At 62.9% G+C, this 13,087-nt stretch carries 11 protein-coding genes; 3 read left to right on the forward strand and 8 right to left on the reverse strand.

All coding sequences use genetic code 11. The annotated features are described in order from the left end of the window. Nucleotides 1-59 precede the first annotated feature (59 nt). Entirely contained in the window at nucleotides 60-830 is a 771-nt protein-coding gene (locus tag BLS75_RS00530; RefSeq protein ID WP_072449937.1) for a FadR/GntR family transcriptional regulator, read from the reverse strand. Between the two features lie 384 nt (nucleotides 831-1,214). Further along, nucleotides 1,215-1,490 carry a hypothetical protein gene (locus BLS75_RS00535; protein ID WP_176876670.1) on the reverse strand — a complete coding sequence of 92 codons (276 nt, stop codon included), beginning with the start codon at nucleotides 1,488-1,490 and terminating at the stop codon, nucleotides 1,215-1,217. Between the two features lie 200 nt (nucleotides 1,491-1,690). Between BLS75_RS00535 and BLS75_RS00540 the strand changes: the two genes are divergently transcribed. Beyond that, a complete protein-coding gene (locus BLS75_RS00540; protein ID WP_072449939.1) occupies nucleotides 1,691-4,324 on the forward strand; it encodes an MGH1-like glycoside hydrolase domain-containing protein in 2,634 nt (877 codons plus the stop codon). 49 nt (nucleotides 4,325-4,373) lie between these two features. Here the strand turns inward: BLS75_RS00540 and BLS75_RS00545 are convergent, their stop codons facing one another. From BLS75_RS00545 to BLS75_RS00555, 3 genes are all read right to left on the reverse strand, one after another. Then, a complete protein-coding gene (locus tag BLS75_RS00545) occupies nucleotides 4,374-6,092 on the reverse strand; it encodes a hydrogenase maturation protein (RefSeq protein WP_072449940.1) in 1,719 nt (572 codons plus the stop codon). A gap of 261 nt (nucleotides 6,093-6,353) precedes the next feature. After that, nucleotides 6,354-6,668: an SCP2 sterol-binding domain-containing protein gene (locus tag BLS75_RS00550; protein WP_011061945.1), complete on the reverse strand. Its 315-nt coding sequence runs from the start codon at nucleotides 6,666-6,668 to the stop codon at nucleotides 6,354-6,356. A gap of 51 nt (nucleotides 6,669-6,719) precedes the next feature. Beyond that, nucleotides 6,720-7,430, reverse strand: a complete 711-nt coding sequence (locus BLS75_RS00555; protein WP_019094330.1) for a histidine phosphatase family protein — start codon at nucleotides 7,428-7,430, stop codon at nucleotides 6,720-6,722. Between the two features lie 203 nt (nucleotides 7,431-7,633). On the opposite strand from BLS75_RS00555, the gene sohB reads away from it, so the two are divergent. Beyond that, nucleotides 7,634-8,668 (forward strand): protease SohB, encoded by a 1,035-nt coding sequence (gene sohB / locus BLS75_RS00560; protein ID WP_019094331.1) that lies wholly within the window; start codon nucleotides 7,634-7,636, stop codon nucleotides 8,666-8,668. A 295-nt stretch (nucleotides 8,669-8,963) separates the two neighbouring features. Here the strand turns inward: sohB and BLS75_RS00565 are convergent, their stop codons facing one another. Together BLS75_RS00565 and BLS75_RS00570 are read right to left on the reverse strand one after the other, a co-directional pair. Next, nucleotides 8,964-9,458 carry a DUF934 domain-containing protein gene (locus tag BLS75_RS00565; RefSeq protein WP_072449941.1) on the reverse strand — a complete coding sequence of 165 codons (495 nt, stop codon included), beginning with the start codon at nucleotides 9,456-9,458 and terminating at the stop codon, nucleotides 8,964-8,966. After that, a complete protein-coding gene (locus BLS75_RS00570; RefSeq protein ID WP_072449942.1) occupies nucleotides 9,442-11,100 on the reverse strand; it encodes a nitrite/sulfite reductase in 1,659 nt (552 codons plus the stop codon). Before BLS75_RS00570 ends, BLS75_RS00565 begins: the two co-directional genes overlap by 17 nt. A 596-nt stretch (nucleotides 11,101-11,696) precedes the next feature. On the opposite strand from BLS75_RS00570, the gene BLS75_RS00575 reads away from it, so the two are divergent. Then, nucleotides 11,697-12,782, forward strand: coding sequence for an ABC transporter substrate-binding protein (locus tag BLS75_RS00575; RefSeq protein ID WP_072449943.1), 1,086 nt, complete (start codon nucleotides 11,697-11,699; stop codon nucleotides 12,780-12,782). A 7-nt stretch (nucleotides 12,783-12,789) separates the two neighbouring features. Here the strand turns inward: BLS75_RS00575 and BLS75_RS00580 are convergent, their stop codons facing one another. Continuing rightward, nucleotides 12,790-13,011, reverse strand: coding sequence for a DUF2970 domain-containing protein (locus BLS75_RS00580; protein ID WP_015636084.1), 222 nt, complete (start codon nucleotides 13,009-13,011; stop codon nucleotides 12,790-12,792). Nucleotides 13,012-13,087: the final 76 nt, after the last annotated feature.

Consider the following 13,087-nt stretch of genomic DNA (forward strand, 5'->3'; position numbering starts at 1 on the left):
GAATCGACGTAGCAGCCTGTGTTCAGGCTTGTTATTGGCAAAGCGGTGGACGGCGGGCGCTATCGGTGGTGGTCGAACTCCAGCAGGAAGTGCTGGGTGACTTCGCCTTCCAGGGCGGTCATGTGGTGCTCGGCGTCGCACATGTGTTCGTGCATCAACTGGCGCACTGCGCTTTCATCTTCGGCGCGCAAGGCCAGCAGCAAGCGTTTGTGGTAATCCAGGTTGGCGGCGTCGAACTGCTTGCGCTTGGGCTTGTAGGCCTTCTTCAGCACCACCAGGTCGCGCAGCAAATCGTTGAGAAACTGCGCCATGAAACTCAGCAGCGGGTTGGGGCAGGCCCGCCCCAGCAGGTTGTGGAACTCCAGCTCGGCGATGCGCTGCTCGCGCTGGCCGGCCTCGCTGTCCTCGGGTTGGCTGCAGAAGTCGATATTGTCCTGCAGGGCCTTGAAATCCGCCTCGCTCAAGCGCCCGATTACCGACACCGCCAGCTCCACCTCGATCACCTTGCGCAACTGATAGACCTGCTCGCCGTCCATGTGCTGGAAGTGCAGGTAGTTGCGCAGCGCGCGGCTGGCCGGCTCGGTGCCGGCCTGGTTCAGGTAAGCGCCGCCGTTGGGCCCGGTGCGGGTATTGACCAGCCCCTCCACCTCCAGCGCCTTGAGCGCCTCCCGGGCCGAGCCCTTGGAGCATTGGAAGCTTTCCATCAACTCCTTCTCGGTGGGCAGGCGATCCCCGGGGCGCAGGGCATCGGTGACGATGGAACGCTTCACCGACTCGACAATCACGTCGGAAAGCTTCTGGCGTTTGCGGCGAACGGGGCGTTTCAGCATGGGCGGCTATTTATCGTATTAATGCGGATAAATAGTAATAAATAGAGATGAGGGCGGCGCGTCAACCGCCTGAGGGAATGGGGTGTCGTTTTTGGTGTTGAGGGGTCGTAGCTGGACAACCGAGCGGCTTCCACCCCCGTCCAACCCTCACGAAACCCGCAGGAGCTGGCTTCAAGGTTTGCACAAGGCCTCGGGGCCTCTTCGCCGGCAAGCCGGCTTCTACGGAATTTTGCGCGATGCTGGACGCATGTGTAGGAGCTGGCTTGGCAGCGAAGGCGGTCGCAAGGCCTGCACAAGGCTGCGGGCCTCTTCGCCGGCAGGGCAGGACTTCCTGCTCAGGAGCGCGAGTGTGGATCAAGCGTGCCGCAGGTTTAATGGTCGGGCTCAGTCGAAGCCGACGCTTGCGCTGTGGCGGGTTTCGCGGTCGTGCAACTGGTCGATATTGGTTTCGTAGGTGCATTGGCCGCTGCAATTGTGCTCATAGCTGATGGCTGGCTTGAATTGCAGTTTGAAGGTCGACATGTCGCCCTGGGGCGCCGGGGTCTGGATGGGGGTGGCCGGTAACGGGGGCTGCGGGTAGCTCAGGTCAAGGCCTTCAGCCTGGGTCGAGAAGGCTGCCGCGAGCAGTGCGCCCGGGAAAAACGCTTTGCAACTGAACATCATCGAATCCGCATTGCCATAAAAGGGTTGCCGATTATAACGAGCCAGGGGCGAAAAATTTAGCCGCAATGGCTCTGGCCCGCATGTCTCGTGGGCTTTTCGCCGCCTTGGGTCTTCGTACCGTGAAACATTTGTCATGGGGCGGCGCGGCAGGTCGCCCCTACACTGCAAGTCACCTCCATGGCCAAGGACACTCCCCCATGCCGGCAAAATCCACCAGCAGCATCCTCGATACGGTTGAAGGTCGGCGCCTGCAGGGCAGCGACGCCGAGCTCTGGCGCCAGTGGGGGCCGTACCTGAGTGAACGACAGTGGGGCACGGTGCGCGAGGACTACAGCGCCGATGGCGATGCCTGGAGCTACTTCCCCCACGAACATGCCCGCAGCCGCGCCTACCGCTGGGGCGAGGACGGGCTGGCCGGGTTCTCCGACAAGGCCCAGCACTGGTGCCTGGGGCTGGCGCTGTGGAATGAACACGACAGCATTCTCAAGGAGCGCCTGTTCGGCCTGAACAATGCCGAGGGCAACCACGGCGAGGACGTCAAGGAGCTGTACTTCTACCTCGACGGCGTGCCCAGCCATGCCTATATGCGCATGCTCTACAAGTACCCCCATGCGGCTTTCCCCTATGCCGACCTGGTGGCGGAAAACGCCCGTCGCGGCCTGAACGACACCGAGTACGAGATCCTCGATACCGGGGTCTTCGAGGACAACCGCTACTTCGACGTGACGGTGGAATACGCCAAGCACAGGGCCGATGACATTTTCATGCTCATCACCGTGCACAACCGTTTCCACCAGCCGGCGCGGCTGCGGGTGCTGCCCCAGGTCTGGGCGCGCAACACCTGGAGCTGGGGCGGCGACGCACCGCGGCCGAGCTTGCGCCTGGAGGGCGACAAGGTGCTGGCGCGGCATGGGCAACTGCCCGACCGGCAGATCACCGCCTGGGGGGCCGAGCCCTGCCAGTGGCTGTTCTGCAACAACGACAGCAATTTCCCCAAGCTGGACGGGCTGGCGTCACCCGGGCCGTTCAAGGATGGTTTCAACGACTACCTGGTGGATGGACAGGCCAGTGCGGTGAGTTTCGATGGCGGCACCCGGGTGGCGGCGCACTTCGTCCTGGATCTGGCGGGCGGCGAGAGCAAGCGCCTGTTCCTGCGCTTTGCCCCGGCCGGTAGCGATCCGGTCAGCGCCCGCCGCCTGTTCGAGCAGCGCCGGCGCGAGGCCGATGAGTTCTACGGGGCGTTGCAGCAAGGCATCGCCAGTAGCGACGCGCGCAATGTCCAGCGCCAGGCCCTGGCGGGGTTGCTGTGGTCCAAGCAGCTGTACTACTTCGACGTCAACCAGTGGCTTGATGGTGATCCCGGGCAGCCGGTGCCCCCTAGTGAACGCGAGCATCTGCGCAACACCCATTGGCGCCATCTGTCCAACTGCGACATCGTCTCCATGCCCGACACCTGGGAGTACCCCTGGTATGCCTCCTGGGACTTGGGTTTCCAGGCGGTAGCCTTTGCCCTGATCGATCCCGGCTTTGCCAAGCAGCAGTTATTGCTGCTGGTGAAGGATCGCTTCATGCATCCCAACGGCCAGTTGCCCGCGTACGAGTGGCGTTTTGACGACGCCAATCCGCCGGTGCACGCCTGGGCCTGCTGGCGGGTCTACCAGCAGGAAAAGTCCCTGACTGGCGTCGGTGACCTGGATTTTCTCGAACGCATATTCCACAAGCTGCTGCTGAATTTTTCCTGGTGGGTCAACCGCAAGGACGCAGAAGGCCGCAACCTGTTCCAGGGCGGCTTCCTCGGCCTGGACAATATCGCCCTGTTCGATCGTTCCGCGCCGTTGCCTGATGGCTTCACCCTGGATCAGGCCGATGGCACGGCCTGGGTCGCGGCCTACGCCCTGGACCTGATGCGCATCGCCCTGGAACTGGCCAAGCGCAATGGGGTGTACGTGGACATTGCGGTGAAGTTCTTCGAGCACTTCCTGTATATCGCCGGGGCCATCAACCGCGTGGATGAAAGCGCCGAGGGGCTGTGGGACGAACAGGACCAGTTCTTCTACGACGTGCTGCACCGCCCTGATGGGCAGAACGAACCCCTGCGCCTGCGCTCCATCGTCGGACTGATGCCGCTGTTCGCGGTGCAGGTGCTGGAGCAGCATGAGCACGAAAACCTTCCGGGGCTGGCCCAGCGCCTGCTGGGCTTTTTGCACCACCGGCCGGACCTGGCGAGCCTGGTCTCGCGCTGGTTCGAGCCGGGCAAGGGCAACCGCATGCTCCTGGCGCTGTTGCGCGGCGAACGCACCAAGGACCTGCTCAAGCGCATGCTCGACGAAAGCGAGTTCTTGTCTGCCTACGGCATTCGTTCCCTGTCCAAGGCCTTCGAGCATCAATTCGCCATGCAGGTGGACGGCAAGCAGCTCTGCGCCCGTTATGAGCCGGCGGAGTCCGATTCACGGCTGTATGGCGGCAATTCCAACTGGCGCGGGCCGCTGTGGATGCCGATCAACTACATGCTGATCGAGTCGCTGCGCGAGTTTCACCGCTATTACGACGTCAACTTCTCGGTGGAGTACCCGCGGGGCTCCGGGTATCTGGCGTCCCTGGAGGAAGTGGCCGACGGCTTGAGCCAGCGCCTGACGCGACTGTTTCTACTGGACGAGGACGGGCGCAGGCCGTCCATGAGCGGTTACCCGCAGTTGCAGGTGGATGCCGAGGACCGCGAGCTGGTGCTATTCCATGAATACTTCCATGGCGAAACCGGGCGCGGCCTGGGGGCTAGCCACCAGACCGGCTGGACGGCGCTGGTGGCGTTGCTGTTGCAGCCACAGCGCTGAAGTTGTCACCCGGCGAACCGGGCGACGGTTCAGGGGGGAGGGCTTTGGGTCAGCCCACCAGGGCGATGTCCTGGGGTTTGGCCCAGGCTTCGATCAGCCGCTCCGGGGTGCAGCAGGTCTTGCGCTTGTAGACGAAGTTGCTGCATTTCTCGGCGAAGCCCTTGCGGTTCTGCACCATGTCCATGTGCATCTCTTCCAGTTCGGCGTTGCGGCAGTGCTGCATCAGTTGCGGGTCGGCATCCAGCTTGCGCTGGCGCAGGTGCTGGTAGCGCGGGTCGTTGAGAACGCCGTTGGCCCGTTGCAGCAGCCACAGGCCGAACTCGTCCGGGCAGCGTGGGCCGATCTCCTGCACCATGCCCATCTGCAGGGCCTGGAGGGCGCTGATGGGCAGGCAGGCTTCGGTCAACTGCTTGGCCATGGCCTGGCCGACGGCGCGGGGCAGGCTGTAGGTCCAGTACTCGGAGCCGTACAGGCCCATGCTCTTGTAGTGGGGGTTGTACACGGTGTCGGCGCGGGCCAGGACCACGTCCGCGGCCAGGGCCAGCATCAGGCCGCCGGCGCCGGCATTGCCGGTCAGGCCGCTGACCACCAGTTGGCGGGCGGTGAGCAGTTCCAGGCAGACGTCGTCGATGGCCTGGATATTGGCCCAGGCTTCCAGGCCCGGTACTTCGGCGGCCTGGATCACGTTGAGGTGCACGCCGTTGCTGAAGGCACCGCGGCCGCCACGCACCAGCAGCACCTGGGTGTCCCGGGCCTTGGCCCAGCGCAGGGCGCTGACCAGGCGTTGGCACTGTTCGGTGCTCATGGCGCCGTTGTAGAACTCGAAGGTCAGTTCGCCGACCTTGCCCGTTTCGCGGTAGCGGATAGGTTGGTAGGCCTCGGTGCTGAACGGGCTGTTGGCCACCGACCAGTCCAGCACCGGGACATCGGCCAGGCGCTCGCCGAGCACGTGGCGGGCGGGGCGCTTGAAGGTTTCTTCGCTAGGCTGGGGCTTCTGGCGCAGGGAGCCGATCCACAGGCTGTGATCGCCACAGGCCACCAGTACTGCGTCGTCGTGCACCGCCAGCAGTTGCCCGGGCATGCCGGTGCGCGAATCCAGGTGGGCGTCGTACACGTAGTACTGGCCGCCGGCGAGGCTGGCCAGGACGCCGGGCTGACCGTCGGCGGCATCGATGCTGCGCTTGATGAACTGGGCGCTGTCGTGCCAGCTGAAGGTGCGGTCGGATTGCTTCATATTCGGTTGCAGGCGCCCGAGGACCGAGGGTTTGTCGTAGTCCAGGGGCTGGGGGATGTAGCCGTTGCGGAATTTCTCCACCACGTCGCGGATACAGTGAATCGCCGCGTCGCTCACCAGGCCGTTGTACAGCTCGGACTTGCGCAGCCCGGCGGGCAGGTTGAATTCGTGGGTCGACCAGATCGGCCCGGCGTCCATTTCTTCCACCGCCTGCAACGCGGTGACGCCCCAGCGCTTGAGTTCCTTGCTGATGGCCCAGTCCAGGGCGCTGGCCCCGCGGTCGCCGACGATACCCGGGTGGATGATCACCACCGGGCGCTTGGGATGGCTCCACAGTTGCTGGGGGACCCGGTCCTTGAGGAACGGGCAGATCACTAGGTCGGCCTCGGCCTCTTCGATCTGCCGGCAGACCTCTTCTTCGCTGGTGAACAGCACCACGCTAGGGCGGTGGCCGGCCTGGCGCAGGTCGAGCCAGGCGCGTTGGGTCAGGCCGTTGAAGGCGGTAGACAGCAGGATGATCTTCAGTGATCGCATAATGCAGACTCTTCCGTGAGTGATGGCGGTATGGCAGGTGGCTCCGGCTGAGCCGTCCCTGGCCGCGATGGAAGGCGCAAGAGTAGAGGGGCGTTGCGGGGTGGGAACTGACCGAGATCAATCAAGCGTCTCGCCTGAAATGCCAGCCGCCCAGCGGTATTGATTCAGGGCAAAGGCACGGGCCAGAGCGGTTGCGGCAGCCAGAAACGACGAATCCCGCCACAGGGGCGGGATTCGGGTACAGCCGGACCTTGCGCGGTCTTAGGCTGGGAACAGCTCGCTCAGTTTCATGGCCAGCATCATGTCGCCTTCGGCGCGCAGCTTGCCGCCCATGAAGGCTTGCATGCCGTCGGTCTCGCCGCTGACGATGCCGTCCAGGGTTTCGCCGTCCATCACCAGGGTGACCTGGGCGTCCGGGTTCTCGCCTTCCTTGAGTTCGCAGGTGCTGTCCTTGACGACCAGCGAGAAGTGCTTGGAGTCATCGATGCGGAAACCGAAAACCAGGTCCAGGCCGGCAGCGGCAGCTGGGTTGAACTTGGCTTGCATGGCTTGTACGGCGTCAGCTACGGAGGTCATGGTTCGATCCTTTTATGGGGTGGTTACAGCAAGGGTCACAGTAAGCCGGGCTCAACGGAAGGTGATGAGCTCCGGGGCCTTCAACAGTTGCAGATGGGCATGACCGTTGAAGGAAGCCAGGGACACCTCGCGACCGCGGAACTTCAGCTGGTTGAGCGAGGTGTTGACGATTTGCCAATTCAGTTCGAAAGCCTGCTGGGCGGGCATCCGGGTAATCAGGTGGAGCAGGGCGGTGATGGTGCCGCCGGAGGTGAACACGGCGATCTTCTGCTGGTTGTTGGCTGCTTCGAGAATCCGTTGCAGGCCGCCCTGGACCCGTTCGACAAAACCCAGCCAGCTTTCCAGGCCAGGTGGGTCGTAGGTGCCGGCCAGCCAGCGCTGGATGATCAGGGCGAAGATGCGCTGGAACTCACCGCGGTTCTGCGCGGCGTTGCGCAGGATGTTCAGGGCTTCGGGTTCCTGGGGCAGCAGGTCGGGCAGCAGGGCGCGGATGATGGCGTCGGCATCGAATTCGTTGAAGGCGGAATCTATTTCCAGGGCCGGGCTGTCAAAGCCTGCGGCGCTCATCTGTTCCAGAGCGGCCTGGGCGGTGTGCTGCTGGCGCCGCAGATCGCCGGACAGGCAGCGATCGAAGCCGATGCCCAGCGCTGCCAGGTGTTCACCGAGCACCGCCGCCTGGCGCACGCCGGTAGCCGACAGCACGTCGTAGTCGTCTGCACCGAAGGAGGCCTGGCCATGTCGAATCAAGTAGATGCTGCCCACGTCCGCGTCATCCCGGTACGTTGAAAGTTTTGCGAGGTTATGAGGATGCCGGTGAGCTGTCAATGAAAAAACATACGCTTGTTTGAAATGATTGTTGGAGCTTGGTTACACAAGGTTTCCCGACTGGTGGCCGACCAGTCGCGCCGGTATGCTTTAGCCCATTACGCCGCTCGTTGGCAGCGGTCCATGTTTGAGGAGTCCCTGTGGAGTTTATCGCCGAATACGCCAGTTTCCTGGCCAAGACCGTGACCCTGGTGGTCGCCATCCTGGTGGTGCTGATCACCGCCGCTGCGCTGCGCAGCAAAGGGCGGCGCAAGGGTGTGGGGCAGTTGCAGGTCAGCAAGCTGAATGATTTCTACAAGGAACTGCGCGAGCGCCTGGAGCAGAGCCTGCTGGACAAGGATCAGCTCAAGGCCCTGCGCAAGGCCAAGAGCAAGAGCGAAAAGAGCCAGAAGAAGCACAAGAAACAGCCGGCCGAGGCCAAGCCCCGGGTCTTCGTGCTGGACTTCAATGGCGACATCAAGGCTTCGGCCACCGAAGGGCTGCGCCATGAAATCACTGCCCTGCTGAGCCTGGCAACGCCCAAGGATGAAGTGGTGCTGCGCCTGGAGAGCGGTGGCGGCATGGTCCACAGCTACGGGCTGGCTTCGTCGCAGCTGGCGCGTATCCGCCAGGCTGGCGTACCGCTGACGGTGTGCATCGACAAGGTAGCGGCCAGCGGCGGCTACATGATGGCCTGCATCGGTGAAAAGATTATCAGCGCGCCGTTCGCCATCCTCGGTTCCATTGGCGTGGTGGCCCAGTTGCCCAACGTCAACCGCCTGCTGAAGAAGCACGACATCGATTTCGAAGTGCTGACCGCTGGTGAGTACAAGCGCACCTTGACGGTGTTTGGCGAAAATACCGAGAAGGGCCGGGAAAAATTCCAGGAAGACCTGGACGTCACCCATCAACTGTTCAAGAACTTCGTTTCCCGCTATCGCCCGCAACTGGCCATTGATGAAGTGGCCACTGGTGAAGTCTGGCTGGGCGTGGCGGCGCAGGAAAAACTGCTGGTGGACGAGTTGCAGACCAGTGACGAATACCTGGCGGACAAGGCCAAGAGTGCCGAGGTCTTCCACTTGCACTATGCCGAGCGCAAGAGCCTGCAAGAGCGGGTAGGGCTGGCGGCCAGCGGCTCCATCGACCGCGTGCTGCTGACCTGGTGGAGCCGCCTGACCCAACAGCGCTTCTGGTAACCCCCCGGCCTTGTAGGCGCTGGCTTTGTAGGAGCTGGCTTGCCAGCGAAGGCGGTTGCAAGCTTTGCACAAGGCCCGAGGGCCTCTTCGCCGGCAAGCCGGCTCCTACAGGGAGTGCGTCGTTTGCGGGCGTCTGCTGTAGGAGCTGGCTTGCCAGCGAAGGCGGTCGCAGGCTTTGCACAAGGCCCAAGGGCCTCTTCGCCGGCAAGCCGGCTCCTACGGTGAGAGTGGTAGGTCTGCACAAAAAAGCCCTGAACCGGTTTCCCGGTTCAGGGCTTTTTGTTGGCGCCAGGGCTTAGCGGCGACGGAACAGCGGTAGCGGTTCGTCGGTGGCGGCCTGGTAGGTCACCGAGAAGTCCTTGAGGCTTTCCAGGGCTTCGTAGGGGTCCTTGTCGGCCCGCAGTGCATAGGCGTCGAAGCCGCAGCGGTGCAGGTAGAACAGCTGGTCGCGCAACACGTCGCCAATCGCTCGCAACTCGCCCTTGTAGCCGTAGCGGTCACGCAGCAAACGGGCGTTGGAGTAGTTGCGGCCATCGGTGAAGGCCGGGAAGTTCAGGGCAATCACCTGAAAATGCTGGACGTCGTCACCGATCTCTTCGGCTTCTTCGTCAGCATCCAGCCACACGCCCAGGCCGCCGTCGCGAGCCTTGAGGGCGTGAGCATGCTCGCGCCACAGGGCCAGTGGCACGATCAGGTCGTCGCAGTTGGAAATGCCGTCGAGGGTCGCGTCCTTGGGCAGCAGGTGCCAGGTTTCGTCGATGACCTCGTTGTTCTTAATGATTCGCTGCATAGACGCGCTCCTTGAAGAGGTCGATGCCAATACGTTGATAGGTGTCGATGAAGCGTTCGTCTTCGGTACGTTGTTCCACGTACACATCGATCAGCTTCGAGATCACGTCGGGCATGTCGTCCTGGGCGAAGGACGGGCCGAGGATCTTGCCCAGGCTGGCGTCGCGGCTGGCGCTGCCACCCAGGGACACTTGGTAGAACTCCTCGCCTTTCTTGTCCACCCCGAGGATGCCGATATGGCCCACGTGGTGGTGGCCGCAGGCGTTCATGCAACCGGAGATGTTCAGGTCCAGTTCGCCGATGTCGAACAGGTAGTCCAGGTCGTCGAAACGGCGCTGGATGGATTCGGCGATCGGGATCGACTTGGCGTTGGCCAGGGAGCAGAAGTCGCCGCCCGGGCAGCAGATAATGTCGGTCAAGAGGCCGATGTTCGGCGTGGCGAAGCCGTTCTCCCGCAACTCGCCCCACAGGGTGAACAGTTGGCTCTGCTCGACGTCGGCGAGAATGATGTTCTGCTCGTGGGAGGTGCGCAGCTGGCCGAAACTGTAACGGTCGGCCAGGTCGGCGATGGCGTCGAACTGCTTGTCGGTAACGTCTCCCGGCGCTACGCCGGTGGGCTTGAGCGACAGGGTCACGGCCACGTAGCCCGGCTTCTTGTGGGCCAGGGTGTTGCGCGTGCGCCAGCGGGCAAAGCCCGGGTGCTGCTGGTCCAGGGCGGCCAGTTCGGTGTCCTGGTTGCTCAGGGTCTTGTAGTCCGGGTCGACGAAGTGCTTGGCCACGCGATGCACTTCGGCATCGGTCAGGGTGGTCTGGCCGCCGCGCAGGTGGGCCATCTCGGCCTCGACCTTCTCGGCGAACACTTCAGGGGTCAGGGCCTTGACCAGGATCTTGATCCGCGCCTTGTACTTGTTGTCACGCCGGCCGTAGCGGTTGTAGACCCGCAGGATGGCGTCGAGGTAGCTCAGCAGGTCCTGCCACGGCAGGAACTCGTTGATGAAGGCACCGACCACCGGGGTACGGCCCAGGCCGCCACCCACCAGCACGCGGAAACCCAGCTCACCGGCGGCGTTGTACACAGGCTCAAGGCCGATGTCATGGACTTCGATGGCCGCGCGGTCAGAGGTCGAGCCGTTGATGGCGATCTTGAACTTGCGCGGCAGGTAGGCAAATTCCGGGTGGAAGGTGGTCCACTGGCGGACGATCTCGCACCAGGGGCGCGGGTCGATCAGCTCGTCGGCGGCGACACCGGCGAACTGGTCGGTGGTGACGTTGCGCAGGCAGTTGCCGCTGGTCTGGATCGCGTGCATCTGCACGGTGGCCAGTTCGGCGAGGATGTCCGGGATGTCTTCCAGGGCCGGCCAGTTGAACTGCACGTTCTGCCGGGTACTGATGTGCGCGTAGCCCTTGTCGTAGTCGCGGGCAATCTTGGCCATCATCCGCGCTTGGCGCGAGGTCAGTTGGCCGTAAGGCACGGCGACCCGCAGCATCGGGGCAAAACGTTGGATATAAAGGCCATTCTGCAGGCGCAGGGGGCGGAATTCTTCTTCGCTCAGCTCGCCTGCCAGATAGCGTCGGGTCTGATCACGGAACTGCTTGACGCGGTCCTCGATGATCCGCTGATCGTACTCGTCGTATACGTACATATAGGTCCAGTTCTCAGGCTACAGGCGGCGCTCAAGCGCACTTGGCAAATACTGCGGTGAACGGCTTCGGTACGCTGCTCGGACTGGCGTCCAGCGCGGTTTTCGCCGGTCTCACCTCGTCTTGCCTTCGTTCACGCTTCACGCCACCCATGTAAGCAAATCTGCGCGCACGGCCGCGCACTCCCAACGGAGCCGCCGAACGATACCAGTTTGCGGTTATGCGCAAAAGTGATGTTTGAGTATATGCACAGAACCAAAACGACTAACGGTAGGGGCGTGAGAGTAACCCCATTTGTGGTAGGGGCAATCCTGGTCTTAACTGTGGACGTGTCTTTGAGCAGTCACCGACAAAATCTACTAGAGGCGATGCTATGAGCCATCCAACCAAAGTAAGGAAAAGTGACAGTAGCGTTGATGCTTGGGCCATTCTCTTTCTGATCATACTGGTCGTGGGTACGGCCGTGTTCTGGGTCAGTCACCAGTAGTCGAGCGATAAAAAAGAGCCTGAATTGTCGGACAATCATGACAATTTGCCGCCGTTGGCCAGCACTTTGCCAGTTATACTGCCTGGGCGAAATTCTGGGGCTCTTCTCGTAATGTTCAAGCGTCTGTGCAAGTGGCTGTTGTGCCTGAGTCTGCCGTTCTGGGCGGTCGCTCATGCCACATCGGTGGTGTTTCTCAATCCCGGCAATTCCACGGAGACCTTCTGGGTCAGTTATTCGCAATTCATGCAGGCCGCGGCCCGGGACCTGGGGCTTGACCTGCGCATCCTCTATGCCGAGCGCGATCCGCAGAACACTCTGCAGCAGGCCCGGGAGCTGTTCCAGGGCCGCGACAAACCCGATTACCTGATGCTGGTGAACGAACAGTACGTGGCTCCGCAGATCCTGCGTCTGTCCCAGGGCTCCGGGATCAAGCTGTTTATCGTCAACAGCCCTTTGACCCTGGACCAGCGGGAACTGATCGGGCAGAGCCGGCAGAACTATTCGGACTGGATCGGCAGCATGGTGGGCGACGATGAGGAAGCCGGCTACCGCATGCTCAAGGAGCTGCTGCACAAGCTTGGGCCGGTCCCGGCAGGGCACGGCATCGAACTCCTGGCATTTTCCGGGCTCAAGGTCACACCTGCGGCGCAGTTGCGCGAGCGCGGCTTGCGCCGGGCCCTGGCCGAACATCCGCAGGTGCATTTGCGTCAGTTGGTCTATGGCGAATGGAACCGGGAGCGCGCCTACCGCCAGGCGCAACAGTTGCTCAAGCGCTACCCGAAAACCCAATTGGTCTGGTCGGCCAATGACGAAATGGCCCTGGGGGCCATGCAAGCGGCCCGAGAACTGGGCCGCAAGCCGGGAGCGGATCTGCTGTTCAGTGGAGTCAACAGTTCGCCCGAGGCCTTGCAGGCCCTGATCGACGGCAAGTTGTCGGTGCTGGAGGCGGGGCACTTTACCCTGGGTGGCTGGGCCCTGGTGGTGTTGCACGATGATGCCCTGGGGCTGGACGCCCGGCGCCTGGGCGGGCCGGATTGGCAGCTGTCGCTGTTCCAGGCATTGACCCCGGCCCAGGCCCGGGAGTTGCTGCGCCTGGGGGATCAGGTGGGCACCAGGGTCGATTTTCGCGGGCTGTCCGCCCAAGGCAAGCCGGACAGCTACCGCTATCCCTTCGGTTTGCAGCTGTTGCTGCGCTGACGCCGCTTCAGACCCCCGCCAGGTGCATCGCCAGGTTGGCGATGCCCAGCAGCACCAGAACAAACAGGGTGGTGAACAGAATGCCCAGCACGATGAAGTGGCTGGGCTTGCCGTGGCTGAAGTCGCGGGCGCGGTTCTTCCCGCTCTGTACGCCGAAAGCGGCGGCCAGCACGCTTTGCAGCATCTGCAGGAAGGTCGGAGGCTGATTGTCCTTGCTTGGATCGTCCATAAATCCCTCGACACGGTTGGGTGTCAACAGAGCATAGACAATGCCGCCCGGGGTGGCGGGCGGCTGCAGGAATGGG

The sequence above is a fragment of the Pseudomonas sp. NFPP12 genome, assembly GCF_900103205.1.
Classification (GTDB): domain Bacteria; phylum Pseudomonadota; class Gammaproteobacteria; order Pseudomonadales; family Pseudomonadaceae; genus Aquipseudomonas; species Aquipseudomonas protegens.